The following is a 26,064-nucleotide window of genomic DNA, read 5'->3' as shown; positions in this document are numbered from 1 at the left end:
GTGCCCCCCGTGAACACCCCGGCGGCGGACGCACCGCCCGTGGCCGCGCCTCAGGCGCGGGTCTCGGTCAACGGCGAGCCCCGTGGGATCGCCCCGGGCACCACCCTCGATGTACTGGTCACCGGCTTCACCAGTGCGCCGTCGGGCGTCGCCGCCGCGGTCAACGAGACCGTCGTGCCCCGGGGCAGGTGGCCCCGTACCGCGCTCGCCGACGGCGACCGCGTCGAGATTCTCACCGCGGTCCAGGGAGGCTGATCCGGACATGGCAGACGATTCCTTCACTCTCGCCGACACCGAGTTCTCCTCCCGGCTGATCATGGGGACCGGCGGTGCGCCCAGCCTCGATGTGCTGGAGAGGTCACTGATCGCGTCGGGCACCGAACTCACGACGGTGGCGATGCGCCGCCTCGACCCCACGGTGCAGGGCTCGGTCCTCTCGGTCCTCGACAGGCTCGCCGTCAAGGTGCTGCCGAACACCGCCGGCTGCTTCACTGCGGGCGAGGCGGTCCTCACCGCCCGGCTGGCCCGCGAGGCCCTGGGCACGAACTGGATCAAGCTGGAGGTCGTGGCGGACGAGCACACCCTGCTGCCCGACCCGGTGGAGCTGCTCGACGCCGCCGAGACGCTGGTGGACGACGGTTTCACGGTGCTGCCGTACACCAACGACGATCCGGTGCTGGCCCGCCGCCTCGAAGAGGTGGGCTGCGCGGCGATCATGCCGCTCGGCTCCCCCATCGGCTCGGGCCTCGGCATCCGCAATCCGCACAACTTCCAGCTGATCGTGGAGCGGGCCGGAGTGCCGGTGATCCTCGACGCGGGCGCCGGTACGGCGTCGGACGCGGCGCTGGCGATGGAGCTCGGCTGCGCGGCCGTGATGCTGGCGTCGGCGGTGACCCGCGCGCAGGAGCCGGAACTGATGGCGTCCGCGATGCGCCGGGGTGTGGAGGCGGGCCGGCTCGCTCACCGGGCGGGCCGGATCCCCCGCAGGCACTTCGCCCGGGCGTCGTCTCCGGAGGAGGGGCGCGCGGCACTCGATCCGGAGCGGCCGGCGTTCTAGAGGCCGGCCGACCGTGCCGGAGCGCCTCCGGGACCCGCGGGCCGGGTCCTCACACCGGTCCGCGGGCCGGTCCTCACGCCGGTCCTCACCGGCCTGTCACAGCTCGGCTTCAGTCCCGGCCGATTCACCAGGACGGCTTAGGCCCTGTCAGCGCCGACTCGTACACTCGCCAGCGTGGATACGACGCTTGGTGACCCGCAGGCCCCGCTCGTCGGGCAGCTGCTCGACGGCCGCTACCGGGTGGACGCCTGCATCGCGGTCGGTGGCATGGCCACGGTCTACCGGGCGGTCGACACCCGTCTGGACCGGGTGCTCGCCCTCAAGGTGATGCACCCCGCGCTGGCGGTCGACGCCACGTTCGTCGAGCGGTTCATCCGGGAGGCCAAGTCCGTCGCCCGCCTCGACCACCCCAATGTGGTCGGCATGTTCGACCAGGGCGCGGACGGCGCGCATGTCTATCTGGCGATGGAGTACGTCGCCGGGTGCACCCTGCGCGACGTCCTGCGTGAGCGGGGCGCGCTCTGTCCCCGGGCCGCGCTGGACATCCTGGAGCCGGTGCTGGCCGCGCTCGGCGCCGCGCACCGGGCCGGATTCGTGCACCGCGACATGAAGCCGGAGAACATCCTGATCGGGGACGACGGCCGGGTGAAGGTCGCCGACTTCGGCCTCGTCCGGGCCGTGGACACCGAGACGAACAGCACGGGCGCCATCCTGGGCACCGTCTCGTATCTGGCCCCCGAGCAGATCGAGCAGGGCGCGGCCGACACCCGGGCGGACGTCTACGCCTGCGGTGTGGTGCTGTACGAGATGCTCACCGGCGCCAAGCCGCACAGCGGCGACACCGCCGCCCAGGTCCTCTACCAGCACCTCAACGAAGGGGTGCCCGCGCCGTCCGCCGCCGTGCCGGGACTCGCCGCCCGGCTGGACGGCCTGGTGGCGACCGCCACCGCCAGGCGCCCGGACGACCGGCCGTACGACGCGGTGGCGCTGCTCGGCCAGGTCCGCGAGGCCCGCGCCGCACTGAGCGACGCCGAGCTGGACGCCGTACCGCCGCAGGCGCTCCCGTCCGGGACGGACTCCGGCGCGGACGCCTCCGAGGAACGTACGGATGTGATCCGGCGCCCGCTGCCCGCCGCGGGGGTCAACCGCACCAGCCGTCTGGTGATGCCGGTGGGCGAGGAGCCCGAGCCGGAGCGGCGGCCGGTGCGCCGCGGCCGGCGGGCCCGCCGCGGTCTGATCGCGTCGGTCGTCGCCGTCCTGCTGGTGCTGGGCGTCGGAGCGGGTGTCTGGTACATCAACTCGGGCCAGTTCACCCGGGTCCCCTCGCTCCTCGGCCAGCCCGAGAAGACCGCGAAGTCACGGCTGTCGGCCGCCGGGCTCGACGTGAAGAGGACCGAGCGCGCGTTCAGCGACACCTACGACCGCGGCGAGGTCATGAGCAGCAAGCCGGCGTCGGGCGCCCGCATCCGGGACAACGACGCGGTGTCGCTGGTCGTCTCGCGCGGACCGGAGATCGTGAAGGTGCCCCGCGTCGAGGGTGAGCCGCTCGCACGGGCCAGGCAGGACCTGGACAAGGCCGGGCTGGCGTCCGGCATGGTCACCAAGGAGTTCAGCGACGGGGTCGCCCGGGGCAAGGTGATCCGTACGGACCCGGTGTCCGGCACCGAGCGGCACGCCGGCTCCGCGATCGCCCTGGTCGTCTCCAAGGGCTCCCCGGTCGACGTACCGGATGTCACGGGCGAGTCCCTGGAGGACGCCCGCGCCGATCTCCAGGACCAGAAGCTGAAGGTCGTGGTCGCACCGGAGCAGATCAACTCCACCGAGGACGCCGGGCAGATCGCGAAGCAGTCGCCGGCCGGGGCCGCCCGGGCCGAGGAGGGCGACACCGTCACGCTGACGGTCTCCAAGGGCCCGCGCATGATCACGGTCCCCGATGTCACGGGCGACAGCGTGGCCGACGCGAAGAGCACGCTGACCGACAAGGGCTTCAAGGTCCATGTCGACCGGCCGTTCCTGTCCTTCAGCAACACCGTCGACACCCAGTCGGTCGACGGCGGCGGCCGTGCCCCCGAGGGCAGCACCATCACCATCAAGACCAAGGGACTCTGAGAGCACCGTGCGCAATCCCATCGGCGGCCATGTACCCGTGGCCGGCGGCCTCGCCAGGACCGGCCTGCCCTACGCCCGCGACATGGGCGCCGAGACCGTGCAGGTCTTCGTCGCCAACCCGCGCGGCTGGGCCACCCCCACCGGGAACCCGGACCAGGACGAGCAGTTCCGCAAGGAGTGCGCCAACGAGTCGGTCACGGCGTATGTGCACGCGCCCTATCTGATCAATTTCGGTTCGCACACGGCCGCGACGGTGGAGCGGTCGGTGGAGTCGCTGCGCCACTCCCTGCGCAGGGGCCGGGAGATCGGCGCGCTGGGCGTCGTCGTCCACACCGGTTCGGCGACCGGGGGCCGCCCGAGGTCCGAGGCGCTCGCACAGGTCCGTACGCATCTGCTGCCGCTGCTCGACGAGCTGACCGAGGACGACGACCCGTATCTGCTGCTGGAGTCGACGGCGGGCCAGGGCTCCTCGCTCTGCTCACGCACCTGGGACTTCGGGCCGTACTTCGAAGCGCTCGACTCGCACCCGCGGCTCGGGGTCTGTCTGGACACCTGCCACATCTTCGCGGCGGGGCACGACCTCGCGGGTCCCGGCGGGATGAACCAGACCCTGGACCTGCTGGTGGACACCGTGGGCGAGGGCAGGCTCAGGCTGATCCACGCCAATGACTCCAAGGAGGCCACGGGCGCCCACAAGGACCGGCACGAGAACATCGGCGCGGGTCACATCGGCGCGGAGCCGTTCAGGGAGCTGCTCGCCCACCCGGCGACCGAGGGGGTGCCGCTGATCATCGAGACCCCCGGCGGCAAGGAGGGGCACACGGCGGACGTGGCCCGGCTGAAGTCGCTGCGCCCCTGAGATCTCGCGGTCTCCTGGGGGACAGCCCCCGTCCCGGGAAGACAGCCGCCCCGAGAGGCAGCCCGCTCAGAGCTCGGGGCCGTCGCCGGGGCCTTCCTGGTACGAGTAGCGCTGCTCCTGCCAGGGGTCGCCGAGATTGTGGTACCCGCGCTCCTCCCAGAAGCCACGGCGGTCCGCGGTCATGTACTCGATCCCGCGGACCCATTTCGGGCCCTTCCAGGCGTACAGCTGCGGCACGACGAGCCGCAGCGGGAACCCGTGCTCGGCGGTCAGCAGCTCACCGGCCTTGTGGGTCGCGAAAAGGGTCTTCGCGTCCGTGAAGTCGGCCAGGCGCAGATTGGCGCTGTAGCCGTACTCGGCCCAGACCATCACATGGGTGACCTGCGGCGCGGGCGGTGCCAGCTCGACCAGGGTCCGCGCCCTCACACCGCCCCATTCGGCCGACAGCATGGAGAACTTCGTCACGCAGTGCAGATCGGCGACCACGGTGGAGAACGGCAGCGCCGAGAACTCCTCGTGGTTCCAGCAGTGCTTCTCGCCGTCAGCGGTGGCCCCGAAGATCCGGAATTCCCACCGGTCGGGCTTGAATTTCGGGACCGGGCCGTAGTGCGTCACGGGCCAGCCGCGCTGCAGCCGCTGCCCGGGTGGAAGCTCGGACTGCGCCGCTCCCTGCTGCTCCCGGCTCTCCGGCTGACCCATGTATCCATGGTGACAGACCTCGCGGGGTGGTCATGACCAGGTCTGCACCAGGCCCGGACCGGGTCAGCGCCGACCAGGGCAACTCGTACTAAGCCTGCACTTACTGGAATCCCCCGATGGGCGGTGACAGGATGCGCGGAATCTGCCCGGATCCACGCCTGGAAGGAGCCTCTGCGATGCAGGGCGACCCCGAGGTCATCGAGTTTCTCAACGAGCAGCTGACCGGAGAACTCACGGCGATCAATCAGTACTTCCTGCACGCGAAGATGCAGGAGAATTTCGGCTGGACCAAGCTGGCGAAATACACCAGGTCCGAGTCGTTCGACGAGATGAAGCACGCCGAGATCCTCACCGACCGGATCCTCTTCCTGGAGGGCCTGCCCAACTACCAGCGGCTCTTCCACGTCCGGGTGGGCCAGACGGTCACCGAGATGTTCCAGGCGGACCGGCAGGTCGAGGCCGAGGCCATCGACCGGCTCCGGCGCGGGATCGAGGTCATGCGCAACAAGGGCGACATCACGTCCGCGAACATCTTCGAGTCGATCCTCGCCGACGAGGAGCACCACATCGACTATCTCGACACCCAGCTGGAGCTGGTCGAGAAACTCGGTGAGCCGCTCTACATCGCCCAGGTGATCGAACAGCCGGACAGCTGAGAACAAGGGAAACGGAACGGGCGGGCCGTACGGAGCCGGAGTAGCCGGAGTCAGGCCGCTTCGGGCAGCGGCGACCGGGCGGGCACGGGCCTGTCCGCCACGGGCTCCGGCACGGGCCTGCCTGCCACGGGCTCCGGCCGGACCACGGGCCCGGGGCCGCTCACGGGCTCCTGTGCGGGCTGTCCGCGCCCTTCGACGAGTTCGCGGCGGGGGCAGCCGCCCCGGCCGAGGAGCGCCTGGATGCTGCGGACGCAGCCACCGCAGTCGGTGCCCGCCTTGCAGGCCGACGCGATCTCCCGGGGGGTGCAGGCGCCGGCGTCCGCGTGGTCCTTCACCTGCTTCTCGGTCACGCCGAAGCACGAGCAGACATACACGCGGGTTCACCTCCCGGACGGGATCGCTGACGGGCACCACCCCGACCAATCGGTGAGGTAATCCTAACCTTACCCCCGGGCGTGCAAAAGGGGCCGTGGGGGCGGATCCCTGTGATCCGCGCCCCACGGCCCCTTTTCGCTGTCCTGCTGCGGGTACTGCCTACTGCGCCCGGTACATCTCCGCGACCAGGAACGCCAGGTCGAGCGACTGGCTGCGGTTGAGCCGCGGGTCGCAGGCCGTCTCGTAGCGCTGGTGCAGATCGTCGACGAAGATCTCGTCGCCGCCGCCCACGCACTCGGTGACATCGTCACCGGTCAGCTCGACATGGATGCCGCCCGGGTGGGTGCCCAGGCTCTTGTGGACCTCGAAGAAGCCCTTGACCTCGTCGAGCACGTCGTCGAAGCGGCGGGTCTTGTGGCCGGACGCCGCCTCGAAGGTGTTGCCGTGCATCGGGTCCGTCACCCAGACGACCTGGGCGCCGGACGCGGTGACCTTCTCGACCAGGTTCGGCAGCCGGTCGCGGACCTTGTCCGCGCCCATCCTGACGATGAAGGTCAGCCGGCCGGGCTCGCGGTCCGGGTCCAGACGCTCGATGTAGCTGAGCGCCTCCTCCGGGGTGGTCGTCGGGCCGAGCTTCACACCGATCGGGTTGCGGATCTGCGAGGCGAACTCGATGTGCGCGTGGTCCAGCTGCCGGGTGCGCTCGCCGACCCAGACCATGTGGCCCGAGGTGTCGTAGAGCTTGCCGGTCCTGGAGTCCGTACGGGTCAGCGCCGACTCGTAGTCGAGGAGCAGCGCCTCGTGCGAGGCGTAGAACTCGACCGCGCGGAACTCCGCCGGGTCGGTCCCGCACGCCTTCATGAAGTTCAGCGCGCTGTCGATCTCGCGGGCGAGCTGCTCGTAACGCTGCCCGGACGGCGATGACTTGACGAAGTCCTGGTTCCAGGCGTGCACCTGGCGCAGGTCCGCGTAACCGCCGGTGGTGAAGGCGCGGACCAGGTTCAGCGTCGACGCCGAGGCGTGGTACATCCGCTTGAGCCGCTCCGGGTCAGGGACCCGGGACTTCTCGTTGAAGTCGAAGCCGTTGACCGAGTCGCCGCGGTACGTCGGCAGCGTCACACCGTCGCGGGTCTCGGTCCCCTTGGAACGCGGCTTCGAGTACTGGCCCGCGATCCGGCCGACCTTCACCACGGGCACCGAAGCCGCGTAGGTGAGCACGGCGCTCATCTGCAGCAGCGTCTTGAGCTTCGCCCTGATGTGCTCGGCGGACACGGCGTCGAACGCCTCGGCGCAGTCGCCGCCCTGAAGCAGGAACGCCTCGCCCCTGGCCACGGCTCCCAGCCGCTCGCGCAGCTGGTCGCACTCGCCGGCGAAGACGAGCGGCGGATACGACGTGAGGTCCGCGATCACATCGCGCAGAGCGCCGGCATCCGGGTACTCGGGCTGCTGCACCGCGGGAAGGTCTCGCCAGGACGCCTCTGCGGCGGGGGCTTGGGTTTCAGCGTTCACGGTCACACCGCCAACAGTACGGGGTCGCTCTGACCGGTTCTGGTGGTGCCCGGTGGATGAGACGGCCGGGGTGTCCGGCCGGCCGCCGCCGATGCGCTACAGTCCGCACCATGTTCGCGACGACGACTCGAAACTGGTGGTGGACCGCTCATCCGGCGGCCCACTGACATCGCGCGTACAGACGAAGCGAAGGCCGCCCGAGGGGCGGCCTTCCGTGTTTTCACCCGGCCGTTCCTCTCCGTACACCCCCTCCCCGCACCGCGGGGCGCCCGGAAGGAACACCCCCGATGCTCATCAGCGCTCTGCTGGACGACCACCGCCCCTTCGCCCTGCTGCGCAGGCGCACTCCCGGCCGTGACCACGACACCGTCGAGCTGCTGACCGGCGAGGTCCACGAGGTGGAGCGGCTCGCGGACATCCCGGCGGGCGACAGCGGTCCGGTGCTGGCCCTGGTGCCGTTCCGGCAGATCGGCGAGCGCGGTTTCGATGTGCGCGACGACGGGACGCCGCTGGCGGTCCTGGTCGCCGACGAGACGTACGAGCTGCCGCTGGACGAGGTGCTCGACCAGCTGCCCGCACACGGCGTCCAGGTCGAGAACGGCGGCTTCGACGTCAGCGACGACGCCTACCGGGAGATCGTCGGGCGGGTCGTCGAGGACGAGATCGGCCGGGGCGAGGGCGCGAACTTCGTCGTCCGGCGTACGTACACCGGCTCGGTCCCGGGCTTCGGCCGGGCCGACGCGCTCGCCCTGTTCCGGCGGCTGCTCGACGGTGAGCGGGGCGCGTACTGGACGTTCGTGGTGCACACCGGGGAGCGCACCCTGGTCGGCGCGAGCCCGGAGGTGCACGTCCGGATGTCCGGCGGGACGGTGGTGATGAACCCGATCAGCGGGACCTTCCGCTATCCGCCCGAGGGGCCGACCGCCGGGGCGCTGCTCGACTTCCTCGGCGACCGCAAGGAGACCGACGAGCTCTCCATGGTGGTGGACGAGGAGCTGAAGATGATGTGCACCGTCGGCGACATGGGCGGGGTCGTCGTCGGGCCGCGGCTGAAGGAGATGGCCCATCTCGCGCACACCGAGTACGAGTTGCGCGGCCGCAGCTCGCTGGATGTGCGCGAGGTGCTCAAGGAGACGATGTTCGCCGCGACCGTCACCGGTTCGCCGGTGCAGAACGCCTGCCGGGTCATCGAGCGGTACGAGACGGACGGGCGCGGCTACTACGCGGGCGCGCTGGCGCTCATCGGGCGGGACGCGGGCGGGGCGCAGACGCTGGACTCGCCGATCCTGATCCGTACGGCCGACATCTCGGCCGGGGGCGCGCTGCGGGTCTCGGTCGGCGCCACGCTCGTACGTCACTCGGATCCGGCGAGCGAGGTCGCCGAGACACACGCCAAGGCGGCGGGGGTCCTGACGGCGCTCGGGGTGCGGGAGGGCAGGCCGCGCCGGGAGACGGCGGGGCCGCGGCTCGCCGACGACCCGCGGGTGCGGGCGGCGCTTGAGGCGCGGCGGGCCGACCTCGCGCCGTTCTGGCTGCGGATGCAGGAGCCGGCCGCGACCGTGGCGGGCCATGCGCTGGTGGTGGACGCGGAGGACACGTTCACCTCGATGCTGGCGCATCTGCTGCGGTCGTCGGGGCTCGATGTGACGGTGCGGCGGTACGACGAGCCGGGTCTGCGGGAGAGCGCCCTGGTCCACCGGGGGCCGGTGGTGCTCGGCCCGGGACCCGGCAACCCGGCGGACCGGGCCGACCCGAAGATGCGGTTCCTGCGGGGGCTCACCGCGGAGCTGCTCCGAGACCACCGGCACGGGCTGCTCGGGGTGTGTCTGGGCCATGAGCTGCTGGCGGCCGAGCTGGGCCTGGAGATCGTCCGCAAGGCGGTCCCCCACCAGGGCGTCCAGGAGCGCATCGACTTCTTCGGGCGCGAGGAGACCGTCGGGTTCTACAACTCGTACACGGCCCGGTGCGACGACAGGGCGGCGGCCGAGCTGGCGGCGCGCCGGATCGAGCTGAGCCGTGAGCCGGCCGGCGGTGAGGTGCACGCGCTGCGCGGGGACGGGTACGCCGGTGTGCAGTTCCACCCGGAGTCGGTGCTCTCGAAGGACGGGGCGCGGATGGTGGCCGGGCTACTGGCGGGGGTGCTGGTGTAGGGCCGGTCAGCCGAAGAAGACCCCGGCCTCGCGGTAGAGGGCGGGGTCGACCGTCTTGAGCCGCGCGGTCGCCTCCGCGATCGGTACCCGCACGATGTCCGTCCCGCTGAGGGCGACCATCGTGCCGAAGTCCCCCTCGCGCACGGCGTCGATCGCGTGCAGCCCGAACCGGGTGGCCAGCCAGCGGTCGAAGGCGCTGGGGGTGCCGCCGCGCTGGACATGGCCGAGGACGGTGGTGCGGGCCTCCTCACCGGTCCGCTTCTCGATCTCGGTGGCGAGCCACTCGCCGATGCCGGAGAGCCGGGTGTGGCCGAAGGAGTCGAGCGTGCCGTCCTTGAGCACCGCGTCGCCGTCCTTCGGCATCGCCCCCTCGGCGACGACCACGATCGGGGCGTACGAGGCGCGGAAGCGCGAGGTCACCCAGGAGCAGACCTGGTCGATGTCGAAGCGCTGCTCGGGGATGAGGATGGCGTTGGCGCCGCCGGCCAGACCGGAGTGCAGGGCGATCCACCCCGTATGCCGGCCCATCACCTCGACCACCAGGACCCGCATATGCGATTCGGCGGTGGTGTGCAGGCGGTCGATGGCCTCGGTGGCGATCCCGACCGCCGTGTCGAAGCCGAAGGTGTAGTCGGTGGCCGAGAGGTCGTTGTCGATGGTCTTCGGTACGCCGACACACGGGACCCCGTACTCGTCCCAGAGGCGGCCCGCCACGCCCAGGGTGTCCTCACCGCCGATCACGATCAGCGCGTCGACCTGGTGCCCGGCGAGGGACTCCCGCACCCGGTGGGCGCCGTCCTCGGTGCGGAAGGGGTTGGTGCGCGACGACCCGAGGATGGTGCCGCCGCGTGGCAGGATCCCGCGGACCTCCGGGATGCCGAGTGTGACGGTGTCGCCCTCCAGGGGGCCGCGCCAGCCGTCCTTGAATCCGGTGAACCCGAAGCCGTACTCCTGCACGCCCTTGCGGACGGCAGCCCGGATGACCGCGTTGAGCCCTGGGCAGTCGCCGCCCCCGGTCAGCACTCCGACCCGCACTGGAACCACGTCCCTTCGCAGTGGAAGACACCGTACGGTCCACGCTACGGTGACCCAGGTCACAAAGGGATAGGGCGGACGGTCAATTCCCGCCCGGATGCGCGGGGTTGGCCCCCTCGACGCGACTTTGCGGACACGCCCTACGCGTCGTCGAGGCCGCGCTCTATCGCGTACCGCACCAGCTCCACCCGGTTGTGCAGCTGGAGCTTGCCGAGGGTGTTCTGTACGTGGTTCTGCACGGTGCGGTGCGAGATGACCAGGCGCTCGGCGATCTGCTTGTAGCTCAGCCCCTTCGCGACGAGCCGCAGCACCTCGGTCTCCCGCTCGGTGAGCTGCGGGGCCTTCGGCTCGTCGGAGGCCGCGGGCGCCGGGTCGGACGCGAGCCTGCGGTACTCGCCGAGCACAAGGCCCGCCAGGCCCGGCGTGAAGACCGGGTCGCCCGCCGCGGTGCTGCGGACGGCGTCCGAAAGCTCCTGTGTACTGGCGGACTTGAGCAGATATCCGGTGGCGCCCGACTTCACCGCCTCCAGTACGTCGGCGTGCTCACCGCTCGCCGAGAGCACCAGGACACGGAGCCCCGGGTCGGCTCCGACCAGCTCCTTGCAGACCTGGACGCCCGGCATACCCGGCAGATTGAGGTCCAGCACCAGCACGTCGGGGCTGACGGCCCTGGCCCTGCGCACCGCCTGGGGGCCGTCGCCCGCCGTGGCGACGACGTCGAACCCGGCGGCCGTCAGGTCCCTGGCGACCGCGTCCCGCCACATCGGGTGGTCGTCGACCACCATCACCTTGACCGTCCCTGCCGTCCGCTGCTCGTCCATGTGCCCCTGCTCACTCATGTCCCGTGCCCCGCATGTCCCGTCCCCGTGTCCCGTCCCGTGTCCCGTCCGCCGCGTTCCGTCCCCCGCATGGTCCTTCGTGTCTTCTTCGGCACCTTCAGCTCCACTTCGGTGCCCTGGCCCGGCACCGAGATCAGCTCGGCGCTGCCGCCCAGATCCCGCAGCCGGCCGCGGATCGAGAGGGCGACACCGAGGCGCCCCTCCCCCTCGGCGGCCGCGAGCCTCCCCTCCGGGATGCCCGGTCCGTCGTCCCGTACCGTCACGATCACCTCGGCCGGCTCGTCCTCCACGAGAATCCACGCACGGGCGCCGCTGCCCGCGTGTCTGCGGACATTGTTCAGGGCGGCACTGACAGCGGCGGCCAGCTCCTTCGCGGCCAGCGGATCGATGAGCACCGGAGCGCCTGGTTCCGCGAAGCTCACCCGCGATCCGGCGTGCGGGGCGAGCAGCGACCGCAGATCGCAGGGCCCGCTCCCGTCCGCGTCCGCGCCGCCCCCCGTGTCACCGTTCGCGCCGGCCCCGGAAGCGGCTCCAGTACCGGCATCGGTACCGGTGTCGGCGGGGTCCCGTGTCGGCGGGACGAGACCGCTGGAGACCAGGGTGCGCAGGGCCACCTCCTGCTCCCCCGCCATCCGGCCGAGCTCGGCCGACTCACCGCCCAGCTCGGCGCCGCGCCGCTGCACCATGGCCAGGACCTGGAGCACGCTGTCATGGATGTCACGGGCCAGCCGCTCCCGCTCGCGGGTGGCCGCCTCGATCTCCAGGGCGCGGGCGAGGGTGCGCTCCGACGCCCGGGCGACCTCGACGATGTAGCCGATGGCGATGGAGGCGATCCACACCAGGACCACGTTGTGGACGGTGCCCGCGCTGGGCTCGCCGCGCTCGGTGACATTGGCGACCGCCACCAGCGACGAGGCGAAGGCCGCCCAGCGCCAGCCCCCCTTGATCGCGAAGGCCAGGACCGCGCCCGCGGTCCATATGGACGGCATCGTCGTGGCGCCCCCGACGACCCGGGCGTGCGAGTCCGCGACGGGCGTCAGCAGGATGCCCGCGAGGGCCACGGTGAGATCGGCGCAGAGGAAGCCCTTGGTGCAGCGGGCCGCGTTGGCCACCCTGGGGAGGGTGGCCAGGGTCCAGACGGTCAGTACCGCGAAGTAGCCGACGGCCACCCACGGGCGGTGGAACTTCCCGTAGGCAAAGGCGAACAGCAGGATCGCGTAGACCATCGTCAGTACGCGGTACGCGGTCAGAGCACGCCACAGCGGCAGCTCCACCGACATCCGCACGACGCGCTCGCGCCGGTCCTTCCCCACCACACCCACCACTCACCCCCGACGGACAGTACGCCTCCAGGGTCTTCCGTTCGGGACAGCCCGGCCTCGCGGGGTCTGGCCCGAACGAAAAACCCTAGCTGCCCGACCCGTCCGCCCCGTCGCTCTTCTCCCCGGCCCCGGTGGCCTCGGCGGCCTTCCTGGCCTTGTCGTCGTCCGCGATCCTGCGCTTGGCCGCGGTCGCGTAGATGTCGACGTACTCCTGGCCGGAGAGCTTCATGATCTCGTACATGACCTCGTCGGTCACCGAGCGCAGGATGAACCGGTCGTTCTCCATACCGTAATAGCGGCTGAAGTCGAGCGGCTTCCCGATCCTGATGCCCGGCCGCATCAGCTTGGGCACGACCTGCCCCGGCGGCTGGATCTTCTCGGTGTCGATCATCGCGACCGGGATGACGGGCGCACCGGACGCCAGCGCCACCCGGGCGAGACCTCCCGGCTTGCCCCGGTAGAGGCGGCCGTCCGGTGAGCGGGTGCCCTCCGGGTAGATCCCGAAGAGTTCGCCCCTGGCCAGCACTTCCACGCCGCTCTTGACCGCGGCCTCGCCCGCGCCTCGGCTGCCCGAGCGGTCGACCGGCAGCTGTCCGACGCCCTTGAAGAAGGCCGCGGTGAGCTTCCCCTTCACCCCGGGCGACGTGAAGTACTCGGCCTTGGCGATGAAGGTGAGCTTGCGGTCCATGACCGCGGGCAGGAAGAAGGAGTCCGAGAACGACAGATGGTTGCTCGCCAGGATGGCGGGCCCCTCGGCGGGGATGTTCTCCAGCCCCTCCACCCAGGGCCTGAAGGCGACCTTCAGCGATCCCCCGATGGCGAACTTCATTGCGCCGTAGATCAACTCGGATGCCTTCCTGTGACGGTCGGACCGACCATAACCCGCGCGGGGCGTGCGCCCCCGGCCATCCGCCCGCTGTCCGGGGGTGACGGCCCTGGTCGGTGTCGGTCCGGTCGCGTACGGTGAAGTACAGCTTTCGAGACCTGACGAACAGGAGACCCCGGTGCCGGTGCTTCCTGGAGCCGACCCCTACCGCCACGAAGGCGGAGAGACCGGCGTCCTCCTCTGCCATGGCTTCACCGGATCGCCGCAGTCGCTGCGCCCCTGGGCCGAGTATCTGGCCGAGCGGGGGCTGACCGTCTCGCTGCCGCTGCTCCCCGGGCACGGCACCCGCTGGCAGGACATGCAGGTCACCGGCTGGCAGGACTGGTACGCGGAGGTGGACCGGGAGCTGCGCGCCCTGCTCGACCGGTGCGAGCGGGTCTTCGTCTTCGGTCTCTCGATGGGCGGGGCGCTGGCCCTGCGGCTGGCCGCCAAGCACGGCCACGCGGTGAGCGGCCTCGTCCTGGTCAATCCGCTGAACAAGGTGCACGGCCTCATGCCGTACGCACTGCCGGTCGCCCGGCATCTGGTGCGTACGACGAAGGGCATCGCCAGCGACATCGCGCTGGGCGGCTCCGCCGAGGTGGGGTACGACCGGGTGCCGCTGCACTGCGCCCACTCGCTGCGGCGGCTGTGCCGGCTCGTGGACCGTGAACTGCCGCAGGTCACCCAGCCGTTGCTGCTGCTGCACAGCGTCCAGGACCATGTGGTGCGGCCCGCCGACTCCACCCGTGTCCTCAGCCGGGTCTCGTCGACGGATGTCGAGGAGGTCCTGCTGGAACAGAGCTACCACGTGGCGACGTTGGACCACGATGCGGAGCGGATTTTCGAGAAGAGCCACGCGTTCATCGGCCGCCTCGCTCCGAGCGTCGGGACGAAGGGGAGCAGCGCCGGTGGCTGAGAACGAGGCGGAGCGCGAACCGCAGCCGATCGACGAGGAAGCGGTCTGGGCGGCGATCGTCGCGGCGTACGGAGAGGAGCCCGCGGACCCGGCGGGCACCAAGCCCTTCAAATCGGTGGAGGACCTCGCTCTCCTCGAGGAGGGGGTCAACGCCGACGGGGCCCGCGAGCAGGAGCCCGGGGAGCCGGAGCCCGGGAAGCCGGACGCGGATGCCGGGTCCGGCCCGGCGGGCGGGTCCGACCGGCCGCTGGGCAGTTCGGTCGTGTTCGCCCCCGGTGTCGGCGGGCCCCGCGACCACAGCCTGCCCGAGCCGTCCGATGACGACCTCGGCCCTTCCGACGAGGGCCACTTCGTCCAGCCGGACCCGGAGCTGCCAGAGGCGGATGTCACGGCCAAGTTCGCCTGGCTGGCCGTCGTCGGCGGACCGGTGCTGATGATCCTGGCCGTGGTGCTGGGCTGGGACATGACGTGGTGGCTCGCCACGCTCGGTATCGGCGGCTTCCTCGGCGGATTCGCGGTCCTGGTGGTGCGGATGGGACCCGAGGACGACGACGAGGACGACCCCGGCCGGGGCGCGGTCGTCTGAGGCCGCGGCCAAGGGCTGTCGCAGGCTGCGGCCCAAGGGCTGCCTCAAGCTGCCGCCAAGGGCTGCCTCAAGCTGCGTCCAAGGGCCGTCTCAGGCTGCGGCCAGGGGCGGTCTCAGGCGCCGGACGGAGTGGTCCGTACCCGGAGCGCCGCCAGCACCGGAAGGTGGTCGGACGCCGCCCGCAGGTCCGCCTGCGGGATGTCCTGCGGCACCCCGCACCCCAGCACCTCGACCTCGGGCGTCGCGAACACCGCGTCGATCCGCCGGTCCGGGTCCGCCGCCGGATAGGTGTGCTCCCCGCCCCACGGCTTCACCGCCCGGCAGTCCTGGAGCTCCGCCGCCAGCCGCCGGAAACTCCGGCCGTCCGGGCGGTCGTTGAGGTCCCCGGCGACCACCGCGTGCGGGACGTCCAGCGCGCCGAGCCGGTCGAGCAGCAGCCCCGCCTGAGCGTGGCGCTCACCGGGCTGGAGGCTCAGATGGCAGCTGAGGACGCCCAGCCTGGCGCCCCCGATACGGACCACGGCGGTCGCGAAGCCGCGCTGGTGCAGCCCCGGGGTGCGCGGCAGGAGTATGTCCTCGGTCCGCTCCACGGTGGCGCGCAGCGAGCAGAGCAGCAGGGGGCCGGCGGCCGTGGCTCCGCCCCCGAGTGTCACCAGGCCGGTGTCGACCGCGAGCCGGGCCGCGGCCTTGCGCCACCGGAAGAAGCGCGGGGCCTCCTGGATGAGCAGCAGATCGGGGTCGCAGGCGCGGATGACCCGGGCCAGCGCCGCGCGGTCGTCGCGCATCGAGCGGATGTTGTAACTGAGCACCCGGATTACGGCCGAGCCGCTCTCCGTACGGGATTCGGGCAGCGTAGTGATCGCCATGGGCGACACCCTACGACGGCCCGCGGTGCGCGGTGCCCGCCGCGTCCCCGGGGGGTGCGGCGGGCACCGGTCCGTACAAGGGGCCGTGCGCGGCTCAGCCCTGGCGGGCCAGGTCCGCGGCGCCCACCAGCCCTGCTTCGCCGCCCAGTTGGGCCGCGAGCACCTGGGCGTGCGGCCGCCACGCGCCGCCGATCAGCCAGCGCCGGAAGGACTTGCGGATCGGGTCGAGGACCAGTTCGCCCTCGTCCGACACACCGCCGCCGACGATGAACGCCGACGGGTCGAAGAGGGACGCCAGGTCGGCGAGGCCCGCTCCGGCCCAGCGGGCCAGCTCACGGAACGAGTCGACGGCCACCGGGCAGCCCTGCCGGGCGGCCTCGCTGATGTGCTTGCCCTGGATACCGGCGGGGGTGCCGTCGCCGAGGCCCAGCAGCACCTGCGCGTTCTCCGGGGTGGCGTTGGCGCGCTGCGTCGCGTACCTGACGAGGGCACGCCCCGACGCGTACTGCTCCCAGCAGCCCTGGCTGCCGCAGCCGCACAGCAGGCCGTCCGGGACGACCCGGATGTGGCCGAACTCGGCGGCCACGCCGAACCGTCCGCGCCGCAGCTTGTTGCCGATGATGATGCCGCCGCCGAGACCGGTGCCGAGCGTGATGCAGATGACGTCCTCGTGCCCCTGCCCCGCACCGAACTTGTACTCGCCCCAGGCGGCCGCGTTGGCGTCGTTCTCCACGACGACGGGCAGGCCGACGCGCTGCTCGACCTTGTCCTTGAGCGGCTCGTGCCGCCAGTTGATGTTCGGCGCGAAGAGGACGGTGGCCCGCTTGTCGTCCACGTATCCGGCCGCGCCGATACCGACCGCCTCGATCTCGTGCCCCTTGCCGGCCTCGGAGACTGCGGCGCAGATCGCGTCGACGATGCCTTCGGCGGTCGGCGGGGTGGGCACCTTGTGCACATCGAGAATGGTGCCCTCTTCGTCGACCACTCCGGCCGCGATCTTCGTGCCGCCGATGTCGACGCCGATGGTGAGTCCCATGAGTCCCTCAGTTTTCGGTCGAGCCCCGCTGAGGGGCAACCGTACCCGAGGGGCGCGGGGCCGGGGTGATCAGTCCAGGTCGATGCGTTCCGCGGGGCCGGTGCCCTCGTCGCCGCCGTCGTCCTTGCCGGTGTCCCCGCCGTCGGTGCTTTCACGGCCCGCGGTCCACCGCTGCTCCTGCTTCTCGACCGCCGAGCGGTAGGCGGCGAGCAGTTCGCCGCCGGCGGCGGCGAGGTGGTCGAAGACATCCGGGTTGCGCTCGACGACCGGCTCGACCACGGACTTCGCCTGGCTGATGAACTGCTGGACGGCGCCCTGGGCGGCCATGCCGGGGAGCGACGACTGGAGACCGGAGACCTTGTCGGCGACCGCGTCGAAGAGCTTGCGGAACTCCTCGGCCGCCGACCCCTCGGCGCTCCCGTACTGGGCACGGCGGCGGGCCTTCTCCGCGGCGAGATCCTCGGCGCAGGCCCTCTCCCAGGCGTCCGAGTCGGTGGCGGGCTGCTCGGGGGCTTCGCTCATGGCGGACTCCTGCGACGGGATACGGGGGTGCTTAGGACCGTACTGACGACGTTACCCGAACGGCCCTGCGGCGTTCACCGGCCGGGCCACCGGCCCGGTCACTGGGCGGGGCACCGTGCCGGTCACCGGTTCTGCGGCCACAGCCTCGGGTCCGGGGCGAATCTGATGCCCAGGACGCCGTCCGTGAGCGCCGCGCCCTCGACCGTGCAGCGGCGGAGCGCCGACGGCAGAGTGACGGTCCTGCGGAAGGGCCCGGCGGTGAGCAGCAGTTCGTCGCCGCGCCTGACCAGGCCGAGCTCCTCCTTGACCGCACCGGGCAGCGGCAGCCGCCAGACCAGGACGCCGTCCTCGGCGAGCCGGTCGTCGACGGCCCACTCCGGGGCCGCCGTGCGGGGGCCGGCCGGCCGCTCCAGCGGGGCCAGCTCTTCGGCGGTGCGGGGCGCGCGGCCCAGATGGGGAAGTTCCACCGGCTCCGCTCCGCCGAAGCAGTCGGCCAGCTCCTTGAGGTGTTCCTGCTGCTGGGCGGCGAGCGCGGCGAGCCAGGGGTCGCGGGAGCCGGTGGGCAGCAGCCGGTTCGCGACGACCAGGTCCAGGGTGCGGCGGTGCAGCGCGATCCCGGTACGGGCGGTGCGCAGCGCCCGGGTCGCCGCCGGTCCCGGTTCGGCGACCAGGCGCACGGTGGTGTCCGGGTCGTCGATCCTGGCCTGGACTGCGGCCAGTTCGGCCTCCCAGCGGGCGGTGGTCTCGTACAGCCACTGCGCGGGCATCGGGACACCCGCGAGCTGGGCGAGCATCGGGCGCAGCGCGCGGGCCGCCTGCCGCTCGGGCGGCAGCAGCCGGCGCAGATAGCGGCGGAGCTGCTCAGGCAGGGCGAGGACGGCCAGCGCCTCCTGGAGGGGCGGCATGTCGACGACGGTCAGGTCCCACTCGGCGCCGTCCACGGTGCGCAGCGCGTGCAGCAGCGCGAACTGCGCGGCGCCCGGCAGTTCGGTGAGTTCTTCCTCCTCCAGCCGGGCCGCGCCGAGCAGTTCCAGGGCCGCGGTGCCTCGCTCCTGGAGGGCCAGCAGTTCGGTACGGAAGTGTGCGCCGGAGTCGATGCGTTCGGCCCGCACCCCCGCGTCGCGGGCCGCGGTCAGGCTGTCGCCGGGGTCCGGGTCCGTGGAGAGCAGCAGGACCCGTTCGCCTTCGCGGGCGGCCGCCAGGGCGGTGGCCGCGGCGACGGTGGTGCGGCCCGCGCCGCCGAGGCCGGTGACGAGGACCGTACGCATCCGGGCGTCAGCCCTCGGACTGTGCTGCGGCGCCGGACTCGACCCGCTTCTTCAGACCGGCCAGGGCGCGGTCGATGATGACCTTCTCCGCCTTGCGCTTGATCATCCCGAGCATCGGGATCTTGACGTCGACGGTCAGCCGGTAGGTGACCTCGGTGGCGTCGCCTGCGGCGGCGAGCAGGTAGGTGCCGTCGAGTGCGCGCAGCATCTGCGACTTGACCAGCGTCCAGCTGACCTCGTCGGCGCCGGTCCAGGTGTACGCGAGGGTGTGGTCGTCCTTGATCGCGCCGGCGTCGAGCACCAGCCTGACCTGCTCGGCCCGGCCTTCGGCGTCGGTGGAGAGCACCTCGGCCTCCTTCACCTCGCCGGTCCACTCCGGGTAGCGGGCGAAGTCGGCGATCACGCCCATGACGTCGGCCGGTGCGGCCTCGATCGTGATGCTTGAGCTGGTGTGTTCAGCCATCGCCGTGGCTCCTCCAGTGCGGAATCCGGTCATGCATACGCGGTGAAGGCTATCGCGTGCGCACCGGGCCGCTGACCGCTGCCACTCCCCGGCCCTGAGCAGCTACCACTCCATGACCCAGGGCCGCGAGGTCGAGGCGAAGTGTCCGACGTTCACACACTCCGTCCGCCCGACGCGGACCCGGCGGGACAGGGGCTGGTGCACATGGCCGAAGAGCGCGTACTTCGGCCGGATGCGCAGGATCGCGGCGAGCAGGGCGCGGCTGCCCCGCTCGAAGCGGCGGGCCACCGTGTCGTACACCAGCTCGGGGACCTCGGGCGGGATGTGGGTGCAGAGCACGTCGACGTCGCCCAGCGCCTCGATCTTGGCCGCGTACTCCTCGTCGCTGACCTCGTAGGGCGTCCGCATCGGGGTCCTGAGGCCGCCGCCGACGAAGCCGAAGACCCGGCCGCCGATCTCGACGCGCTCGCCGTCGAGGACGGTGGTGCCGGGGCGCGCGTACTCGTGCCAGAGCGGCGGGACGTCGACATTGCCGTAGGTGGCGTACGTCGGAGTGGGGAAGGCGGCGAACAGTTCGGCGTACTGGCTGCGTACCGCCGACTCGATCGCGGCGTCGCGGTCCACCCCGCTCCAGAGCCTGCTGCCGAGGTCGCGTGCCTCGTCGAAGCGGCGTGCGGTGCGCAGCTCCACGATGCGGTCGGCGTTCTCGACGCCGAACAGGTCGGGGAAGATGCCCCGGGAGTGGTCGGCGTAGTCCAGGAAGAGGACCAGGTCGCCGAGGCAGATCAGGGCGTCGGCCCCGTCGCCCGCTCTCGCGAGACCGCTGGTGTTGCCATGGACGTCGCTGACCACATGCACGCGCATGGAGATCACCCTAGGACTCCCGGGCCCGGCCTGGATAGAGGGGGCCGGACCTGCGAATACCGCCGCCGTCCGCGGTGCGTGGACTAGTCTGCGCGGAGCACGGTGGTGTCGTGTGACGCATGGAACATCTGGCCGGAACCCCCTATCGGGAACCGCTTACCCATGGGTAACGTCCGGGCGGTCAGGTCCAGTCGTGGCGACAGCGATGTCGACCAGAGGAGCAGCAGTCTTGCGTGAGTTCAGCCTTCCGGCCCTGTACGAGGTCCCATCGGACGGCAATCTGACGGATCTCATCCGCCGCAACGCCGCTCAGTACCCCGATGTCGCGGTGATGGGCCGCAAGGTGGCCGGCGCCTGGACCGATGTCACCGCCGCCCGGTTCCTCACCGAGGTCCACGGCGCCGCGAAGGGGCTGATCGCCGCGGGTGTGCAGCCCGGCGACCGGGTCGCGCTGATGTCCCGCACCCGGTACGAGTGGGTGCAGCTGGACTTCGCGATCTGGAGCGCGGGCGCGATCACCGTGCCGGTGTACGAGACCAGCTCGGCCGAGCAGGTGCAGTGGATACTCGGCGACTCCGGGGCGGTCGCGGTGCTCGTGGAGAGCGACGCGCACGCCGCGACCGTCGAGGCCGTACGGCACGCGCTGCCGTCGCTCAAGCATGTCTGGCAGATCGACGACGGCGCCGTCGACGAACTGCGGGCGGGCGGCGCCGAGGTCACGGACGCGACCGTGGACGAGCGCAGCTCCCGGGCGCGGGCCGACGACCCGGCCACCATCGTCTACACCTCGGGCACCACCGGCCGTCCGAAGGGCTGTGTGCTGACCCACCGCAGCTTCTTCGCCGAGTGCGGCAACATCGTGGAGCGGCTGAAGCCGCTCTTCCGTACCGGCGAGTGCTCGGTGCTGCTCTTCCTGCCGGCCGCGCACGTCTTCGGCCGGCTGGTCGAGGTCTCCTCCGTGATGGCACCGATCAAGATCGGCTGCGTACCGGACATCAAGCACCTCACGGACGAACTGGCCGCCTTCCGGCCGACGTTGATCCTGGGCGTGCCCCGCGTCTTCGAGAAGGTCTACAACTCGGCGCGCGCCAAGGCGCAGGCCGACGGCAAGGGAAAGATCTTCGACAAGGCGGCGAACACCGCCATCGCCTACAGCCGCGCGCTCGGCACCCCGCAGGGCCCGTCCGCCGGGCTGCGGATCAAGCACAAGGTCTTCGACCGGCTGGTCTTCAGCAAGCTGCGGGCGGTACTCGGCGGCCGCGGCGAGTACGCGATCTCCGGCGGCGCGCCGCTGGGCGAACGGCTCGGCCACTTCTACCGGGGCATCGGCTTCACGGTCCTCGAGGGGTACGGCCTCACCGAGTCCTGTGCGGCGACCGCCTTCAACCCGTGGGACCGGCAGAAGATCGGCACGGTCGGCCAGCCGCTGCCCGGTTCGGTCGTACGGATCGCGGACGACGGCGAGGTGCTGCTGCACGGCGAGCATCTGTTCAGCGGCTACTGGAACAACGAGACGGCCACGGCCGACGCGCTGGCCGACGGCTGGTTCCACACCGGTGACATCGGCACGCTCGACGAGGACGGCTATCTCGCGATCACCGGCCGCAAGAAGGAGATCATCGTCACCGCGGGCGGCAAGAACGTCGCCCCCGCGGTGATCGAGGACCGTATCCGGGCGCACGCCCTGGTCGCCGAGTGCATGGTGGTCGGCGACGGACGGCCGTTCATCGGCGCGCTGGTCACGCTGGACGAGGAGTTCCTGGCGCGGTGGGCCGAGGAGAGCGGCAAGCCGGTGGGGTCCACCGCGCTGTCGCTGCGCGACGACCCGGAGCTGCTGGCGGAGATCCAGCGGGCGGTGGACGACGGCAACGCGGCGGTCTCCAAGGCCGAGTCCGTACGGAAGTTCCGTGTCCTGCCCGCGCAGCTCACCGAGGAGGCGGGGCACATCACCCCGTCGCTGAAGCTCAAGCGTGCCGTGGTGGCGAAGGACTTCGCCGACGAGATCGAAGCGATCTACCGGGGCTGACCGGGGGTTGCGTGGCCGTGCGGGACCGGGGCGAGCCCCGGTCCCTGTCCCGTCAGACGGTCCCTGTCCCGTCAGAGCAGCGCTCTGAGCCTCTCGGCCAGCAGGTCCCAGCGCCATTTCTCCTCGACCCAGGCCCGGCCGCGCTCACCCATCCGCCGGCGCAGCCCCGGGTCCTGGAGCAGCGTGACGATCCGGTCCGCCGCGTCATCGGCGGAACCGCCGCGCACCACCCAGCCGGTCTCGCCGTCGAGCACCGCGTCGGGCGCGCCGCCCGAGTCGCCCGCCACCACCGGCAGCCCCGTCGCCGACGCCTCCAGATAGACGATGCCGAGCCCTTCGACGTCGAGGCCGCCCCTGCGGGTACGGCACGGCATGGCGAAGACGTCGCCCGCGCCGTAGTGGGCGGGCAGCTCGGCCCAGGGCACAGGGCCGGTGAAGCGCACCGAGTCCGCGACCCCGGTACGCTCCGCCAGCTTCCGCAGGTCGTCCGCGTACGGCCCGCCGCCCACGATCAGCAGCACCGCGTCCGGCACCTGCCGCAGGATCCTCGGCATCGCCAGGATCAGAGTGTCCTGGCCCTTGCGCGGTACGAGCCGCGAGACGCACACGATCACCGGCCGGTCCGTGAGCCCGAGCCGGGCGCGGACCTGAGCACCGCCCGAGCCGGGGTGGAAGGTGTTCTCGTCGACGCCGGGCGGCAGTTGCACCATCCGGCCCGCGGCCGCCGGGGTGAGCGCGGCGGCGATCCGTGACCGTGTGTACTCGCCGAGATAGGTGAGGGTGTCCGTGCCCTCGCCGATCCGCCGCAGCAGCTGCCGCGCCCCCGGCAGCTGCGCCCAGCCCGCCTCGTGCCCGTGGGTGGTGGCGACGATCCGTTCGGCGCCGGCGGCGCGCAGTGCGGGGGCCATCAGACCGAGCGGGGCCGCGGCCCCGAACCACACCGCCGTACAGCCGTGTTCCCGCAGCAGCCCGCTCGCCCTGGCCGTGACCCGGCGGGTGGGCAGCAGCATCGTGGTCCTGTCGCGTACGACGGTGAACGGCTGCTCCGCGTCGAACGCCGCGGTGGCTGCCGCGCCCTCGGCGCCGCGCTTCCACGTGGACGCGTAGACCACGAGCTGCTCGGGGTCCAGACGCAGCGCCATGTTGTGCAGGAACGCCTGGATACCGCCGGGGCGCGGCGGGAAGTCATTGGTCACGATCAAGGTCTTGTGCATCGCCGCCGACAGTACCCAACGGCCCTGCCTCACCGCTCCCGCGCGGCCCCGCACGGCATCATGACCCCGATGTCCGATCACACCGCCCCTGACCCCACCGACTCCGGGCACACCGCATCCGAGCAGCCCACGGCCGAGCACACCACGGCGGAGGCCCGCACACCGCGGGCCGTCACGGTGCAGGCCGTCACGGCGGGCAGGGCGGTCCCCGGGGCCGTACGCGGCACGGTGCTCCCCGTCATGGTCTGGGCCGCGACCCGGGCACTGCTGATGCTCTGCGTGTTCAAGGTGCTGACCGTGCCGGGGGCCGATGTCACCGTCGACGTGTCGGGGACGTACCACGGCTGGTACGAGGTGCTGCGGACCGGCACCTTCCCGCTCTCCGACGTGACCTGGCAGTATCCGCCCGGCGCCGCGCTCGCGGTCCTCTCCCCCGCCCTGCTGCCGTTCCTCGGGTACGCGGCGGCCTTCTTCGTACTGACTCTCCTCGCCGACGCGGTGGTGCTCGGGCTGCTGCTGCGCACGGCACGCGGGCCCGGCAGGCGGGCGGCCGGGGTCTGGGTCTGGGTGGCGGGCCTGCCGCTGCTCGGCCCGACGGCGTACGCCAGGTACGACCTGATGGTGACCGCCGTCGCGGTGGCCGCGCTGCTGTCCGGGGCCCGCCGTCCGCGCACCCTGGGGGCGCTGTCCGCGTTCGGCGCGCTGCTCAAGGTGTGGCCCGCGCTGCTGCTCGTGGGCGTGGGGCGCGGCCGTGCGACGCGGGTGTCGTGGACGGCCTTCGCCGCGACGGCGGCGGGGCTGCTGCTGATCGCGGGTACGGCGGTGCCCGGCGCCTTCGCCTTTCTCACCTTCCAGCGCGAACGGGGCACCGAGGTCGAGTCGCTGGGCGGTCTGGTCTTCCAGGTGGCCCGGCAGTGCGGCTGGCAGGGGCAGGTGCTGCTCACCTACGGCTCGGTGGAGTTCGTCGGACCGTACGTCCACGCGGTGAGCGCCGTCGCGCTGGGGCTCACCGTCGTGGCCTTCGGCTGGCTGCTGCTGTGGCGGCTGCGGGCCAGGGAGTACGCGCCGGCCACGCCGTGCGACGCGGCGTTCACCGCGGTGCTGCTCTTCACCACGACGAGCCGGGTGATCAGCCCCCAGTATCTGGTGTGGCTGGTCGGAATCGGCGCCGTCTGCCTGGTCTTCCGTAGCAGCGCGATGGCCGTACCCGCCCTGCTGGTGGTGGCCGCCACCGGCGTGACGTTCCTGGAGTTCCCGCTCGGGTTCGACCATGTGGTGGCCGGGGACGCGGTCGGCGTGGTGCTGATGTTCGTACGGAACGGACTGCTGGTCGCGGCCTCACTGACCGCGGCCCGCGCCCTGTGGCGGCGTACGGTCCCACGGCGCGGACCACGGCCGGCGGCCACCGGGGACACCCCGGCCGCCGGGGACACCGGGAGCCCCGGGGACACCCCGACCGCCGAAGGCACAGAGGCCGCCGGAAAGGCCAAGGGCACCGGCGACGCCGACCCCGGCCGGGAACCGCTCAGTCCAGCTGCGCCCTGAGGTAGTCGCGCCAGCGCGCGGTGAAGGCGTCCGGATCCGTGCCGAGCACGTCGTTCATGGCCTTCTCGACACCGCCGTCGCGCTGCCCGCTCGCCCCGACCGCACGGTAGAAGTCCGTCAGTTTCTGTTCGCCCCAGTGCTCGGCGATCAGCCGGCAGGCCAGCCAGCCGCCCTCGTACGCGCGCGCGAGCCGGTCGGCGCTGTCCCGGAAACCGAAGTCCGCGTCGGTGGGCAGGGTCGCGGGCAGCGAACCGGAACGCACCGCCCGCTGGAGTTCGGGCGCCGTCTCCTGGGGGCTGCTGCCGGTGTCCCGGTAGGCGACGTAGTCGGCGAACCCCTCCGAGAGCCAGAGCGGGGTGGCCGGGGACGTCGCGGTGCGGGTGGCGACATGGGTGGTCTCGTGGGTGAGGATCACCTGACGGCCCAGCTCGCTCAGCCCGCCGTACGCCTCGGGGTTGACGATGATCCGGTCGGCGGGCGCCGCCCCGGCGCCGCCCGCCTCGCCGGTGGTGACCGCAGCGATGCCCCGGTAGGTGTCGGCGGGCGAGCCGAGCAGGGCGCCCATCGCGTCCAGCGACGACGGCACGAGCACCACCACGCGCCCCGCCCACTTCCGGTGCCACGCCTTGCCGACGGCGGGGACCGCGCGGTCCGCGACGGCGGCCACCCGGCGCAGCAGTCCGGCCGAGCCGCCGACGCCGAGCACCAGGCTGTGCGCGCCACGTGCGACGTGCACCGGGCCCTGCTGCCAGAGCTGCTGCCCGGCGCCGGTGGCCGGGCTGTCGCCGTCCACGTACCAGCGGCCGCCCCGCTCCACCAGCTCGATGGTCCGCCGGTCCGCCACCGGCGCGCTGTCGTAACCGGTGATGCGGTACCGCAGCTCGACCTGCGCGGTGGCGGTGGCGCCCGTCCGCCGCACCTTGCCCAGCCGGTACTGCCACGAACTCAGCGGCACGGCGGCGAGGTTGCGGAACTCCGTGCGCTGCGCCGTCCTGAGCCCCTTGGCCCGGGGGTCGACGACGGACAGATAGCCGTTCTCGTCGTGCCCGGTGACGGCGGCGGCCCTGCGGTCGAGGGTCCGGCCGATGGCGCGGTCCGCGCTGTCGGAAGCGGCGGTGCCGGAGTGCGCTGAGCACCCGGGAAGCAGCAGACACAGGACGAGCGCGCAGCCCGCGGCCCGCTTCCGTGCCCGCTTCCGTCGTCCCGTCCCGCTCCCCCGCCCTGTCACGCCGCCGATCGTACGTGGCCCGGGACGCGGACCGGGGCGGCGGTCCTGCCGG

26 protein-coding genes are annotated in these 26,064 nt (G+C 72.1%); 11 read left to right on the top strand and 15 right to left on the bottom strand.

Annotated features, from left to right (window positions below; all coding sequences use genetic code 11):
• Nucleotides 1-9: 9 nt before the first annotated feature.
• From thiS to OG510_RS28590, 4 genes are all read left to right on the top strand, one after another.
• Nucleotides 10-255, top strand: a complete 246-nt coding sequence (gene thiS / locus OG510_RS28605; RefSeq protein ID WP_406142599.1) for a sulfur carrier protein ThiS — start codon at nucleotides 10-12, stop codon at nucleotides 253-255.
• Nucleotides 256-262: 7 nt separating this feature from the next.
• A complete protein-coding gene (locus OG510_RS28600) occupies nucleotides 263-1,057 on the top strand; it encodes a thiazole synthase (RefSeq protein WP_406140608.1) in 795 nt (264 codons plus the stop codon).
• A 174-nt stretch (nucleotides 1,058-1,231) separates the two neighbouring features.
• A complete protein-coding gene (gene pknB, locus OG510_RS28595; RefSeq protein ID WP_406140607.1) occupies nucleotides 1,232-3,166 on the top strand; it encodes a Stk1 family PASTA domain-containing Ser/Thr kinase in 1,935 nt (644 codons plus the stop codon).
• A 7-nt stretch (nucleotides 3,167-3,173) separates the two neighbouring features.
• Nucleotides 3,174-4,025, top strand: a complete 852-nt coding sequence (locus OG510_RS28590; protein WP_406140606.1) for a deoxyribonuclease IV — start codon at nucleotides 3,174-3,176, stop codon at nucleotides 4,023-4,025.
• 66 nt (nucleotides 4,026-4,091) lie between these two features.
• Here OG510_RS28590 and OG510_RS28585 read toward each other — a convergent pair whose 3' ends face one another.
• The gene (locus tag OG510_RS28585; RefSeq protein WP_406140604.1) at nucleotides 4,092-4,724 is read right to left on the bottom strand and encodes a sulfite oxidase-like oxidoreductase; all 633 of its coding nucleotides are present in this window, start codon (nucleotides 4,722-4,724) and stop codon (nucleotides 4,092-4,094) included.
• A 176-nt stretch (nucleotides 4,725-4,900) separates the two neighbouring features.
• On the opposite strand from OG510_RS28585, the gene bfr reads away from it, so the two are divergent.
• The gene (bfr, locus tag OG510_RS28580; RefSeq protein ID WP_406140603.1) at nucleotides 4,901-5,380 is read left to right on the top strand and encodes a bacterioferritin; all 480 of its coding nucleotides are present in this window, start codon (nucleotides 4,901-4,903) and stop codon (nucleotides 5,378-5,380) included.
• Between the two features lie 50 nt (nucleotides 5,381-5,430).
• On the opposite strand, the gene OG510_RS28575 is transcribed toward bfr, so the two are convergent.
• Nucleotides 5,431-5,754, bottom strand: coding sequence for a bacterioferritin-associated ferredoxin (locus OG510_RS28575; RefSeq protein WP_406140602.1), 324 nt, complete (start codon nucleotides 5,752-5,754; stop codon nucleotides 5,431-5,433).
• 160 nt (nucleotides 5,755-5,914) lie between these two features.
• Entirely contained in the window at nucleotides 5,915-7,270 is a 1,356-nt protein-coding gene (locus tag OG510_RS28570; RefSeq protein ID WP_164264849.1) for a class II 3-deoxy-7-phosphoheptulonate synthase, read from the bottom strand.
• Nucleotides 7,271-7,320: 50 nt separating this feature from the next.
• Here OG510_RS28570 and OG510_RS28565 point away from each other — a divergent pair, with 50 nt between their 5' ends.
• Together OG510_RS28565 and OG510_RS28560 are read left to right on the top strand one after the other, a co-directional pair.
• The gene (locus OG510_RS28565) at nucleotides 7,321-7,431 is read left to right on the top strand and encodes a trp operon leader peptide (protein ID WP_164264848.1); all 111 of its coding nucleotides are present in this window, start codon (nucleotides 7,321-7,323) and stop codon (nucleotides 7,429-7,431) included.
• A 120-nt stretch (nucleotides 7,432-7,551) separates the two neighbouring features.
• Nucleotides 7,552-9,414: an anthranilate synthase family protein gene (locus OG510_RS28560; protein ID WP_406140600.1), complete on the top strand. Its 1,863-nt coding sequence runs from the start codon at nucleotides 7,552-7,554 to the stop codon at nucleotides 9,412-9,414.
• A gap of 6 nt (nucleotides 9,415-9,420) precedes the next feature.
• On the opposite strand, the gene OG510_RS28555 is transcribed toward OG510_RS28560, so the two are convergent.
• From OG510_RS28555 to OG510_RS28540, 4 genes are all read right to left on the bottom strand, one after another.
• On the bottom strand, nucleotides 9,421-10,449 hold the full coding sequence (locus OG510_RS28555; RefSeq protein ID WP_406140599.1) for a 6-phosphofructokinase: 1,029 nt from the start codon (nucleotides 10,447-10,449) through the stop codon (nucleotides 9,421-9,423).
• Nucleotides 10,450-10,589: 140 nt separating this feature from the next.
• A complete protein-coding gene (locus OG510_RS28550; protein WP_406140597.1) occupies nucleotides 10,590-11,288 on the bottom strand; it encodes a response regulator in 699 nt (232 codons plus the stop codon).
• Complete coding sequence (macS, locus tag OG510_RS28545; RefSeq protein ID WP_406142598.1) at nucleotides 11,285-12,568, bottom strand: MacS family sensor histidine kinase; 1,284 nt, start codon at nucleotides 12,566-12,568, stop codon at nucleotides 11,285-11,287. The genes OG510_RS28550 and macS overlap by 4 nt, the downstream gene beginning before the upstream one ends.
• A 127-nt stretch (nucleotides 12,569-12,695) precedes the next feature.
• A complete protein-coding gene (locus OG510_RS28540) occupies nucleotides 12,696-13,454 on the bottom strand; it encodes a lysophospholipid acyltransferase family protein (RefSeq protein ID WP_406140596.1) in 759 nt (252 codons plus the stop codon).
• A gap of 160 nt (nucleotides 13,455-13,614) precedes the next feature.
• On the opposite strand from OG510_RS28540, the gene OG510_RS28535 reads away from it, so the two are divergent.
• The gene (locus tag OG510_RS28535) at nucleotides 13,615-14,394 is read left to right on the top strand and encodes an alpha/beta hydrolase (RefSeq protein ID WP_406140595.1); all 780 of its coding nucleotides are present in this window, start codon (nucleotides 13,615-13,617) and stop codon (nucleotides 14,392-14,394) included.
• Entirely contained in the window at nucleotides 14,387-14,980 is a 594-nt protein-coding gene (locus OG510_RS28530; protein ID WP_406140593.1) for a hypothetical protein, read from the top strand. Before OG510_RS28535 ends, OG510_RS28530 begins: the two co-directional genes overlap by 8 nt.
• A gap of 113 nt (nucleotides 14,981-15,093) precedes the next feature.
• Here OG510_RS28530 and OG510_RS28525 read toward each other — a convergent pair whose 3' ends face one another.
• The 6 genes from OG510_RS28525 to OG510_RS28500 form a co-directional block, all read right to left on the bottom strand.
• Nucleotides 15,094-15,846 (bottom strand): endonuclease/exonuclease/phosphatase family protein, encoded by a 753-nt coding sequence (locus OG510_RS28525; RefSeq protein ID WP_406140592.1) that lies wholly within the window; start codon nucleotides 15,844-15,846, stop codon nucleotides 15,094-15,096.
• A 94-nt stretch (nucleotides 15,847-15,940) separates the two neighbouring features.
• On the bottom strand, nucleotides 15,941-16,882 hold the full coding sequence (locus OG510_RS28520; protein WP_164264842.1) for an ROK family glucokinase: 942 nt from the start codon (nucleotides 16,880-16,882) through the stop codon (nucleotides 15,941-15,943).
• Nucleotides 16,883-16,951: 69 nt separating this feature from the next.
• A complete protein-coding gene (locus OG510_RS28515; protein WP_406140591.1) occupies nucleotides 16,952-17,404 on the bottom strand; it encodes a DUF5304 domain-containing protein in 453 nt (150 codons plus the stop codon).
• A 122-nt stretch (nucleotides 17,405-17,526) separates the two neighbouring features.
• Nucleotides 17,527-18,672, bottom strand: coding sequence for an ArsA family ATPase (locus OG510_RS28510; RefSeq protein ID WP_406140590.1), 1,146 nt, complete (start codon nucleotides 18,670-18,672; stop codon nucleotides 17,527-17,529).
• A gap of 7 nt (nucleotides 18,673-18,679) precedes the next feature.
• Entirely contained in the window at nucleotides 18,680-19,135 is a 456-nt protein-coding gene (locus tag OG510_RS28505) for an SRPBCC family protein (RefSeq protein ID WP_406140589.1), read from the bottom strand.
• 102 nt (nucleotides 19,136-19,237) lie between these two features.
• The gene (locus tag OG510_RS28500; RefSeq protein ID WP_406140587.1) at nucleotides 19,238-19,999 is read right to left on the bottom strand and encodes a metallophosphoesterase; all 762 of its coding nucleotides are present in this window, start codon (nucleotides 19,997-19,999) and stop codon (nucleotides 19,238-19,240) included.
• A gap of 229 nt (nucleotides 20,000-20,228) precedes the next feature.
• Between OG510_RS28500 and OG510_RS28495 the strand changes: the two genes are divergently transcribed.
• Complete coding sequence (locus OG510_RS28495) at nucleotides 20,229-22,025, top strand: AMP-dependent synthetase/ligase (protein WP_406140585.1); 1,797 nt, start codon at nucleotides 20,229-20,231, stop codon at nucleotides 22,023-22,025.
• A 71-nt stretch (nucleotides 22,026-22,096) separates the two neighbouring features.
• Here the strand turns inward: OG510_RS28495 and OG510_RS28490 are convergent, their stop codons facing one another.
• Entirely contained in the window at nucleotides 22,097-23,239 is a 1,143-nt protein-coding gene (locus OG510_RS28490) for a glycosyltransferase family 4 protein (protein ID WP_406140584.1), read from the bottom strand.
• Nucleotides 23,240-23,479: 240 nt separating this feature from the next.
• Here OG510_RS28490 and OG510_RS28485 point away from each other — a divergent pair, with 240 nt between their 5' ends.
• Entirely contained in the window at nucleotides 23,480-24,784 is a 1,305-nt protein-coding gene (locus tag OG510_RS28485; protein ID WP_406142597.1) for a glycosyltransferase 87 family protein, read from the top strand.
• On the opposite strand, the gene OG510_RS28480 is transcribed toward OG510_RS28485, so the two are convergent.
• Nucleotides 24,765-26,012, bottom strand: a complete 1,248-nt coding sequence (locus OG510_RS28480; protein WP_406140583.1) for a hypothetical protein — start codon at nucleotides 26,010-26,012, stop codon at nucleotides 24,765-24,767. The two genes, OG510_RS28485 and OG510_RS28480, sit on opposite strands and share 20 nt — an antisense overlap.
• Between the last annotated feature and the right edge of the window lie 52 nt (nucleotides 26,013-26,064).

The sequence above is a fragment of the Streptomyces sp. NBC_01089 genome (assembly GCF_045162975.1).
Lineage (GTDB): Bacteria > Actinomycetota > Actinomycetes > Streptomycetales > Streptomycetaceae > Streptomyces.
The sequence above is the reverse complement of the archived record's forward strand: the minus strand, read 5'-3'. Positions and strand labels throughout refer to the sequence as shown.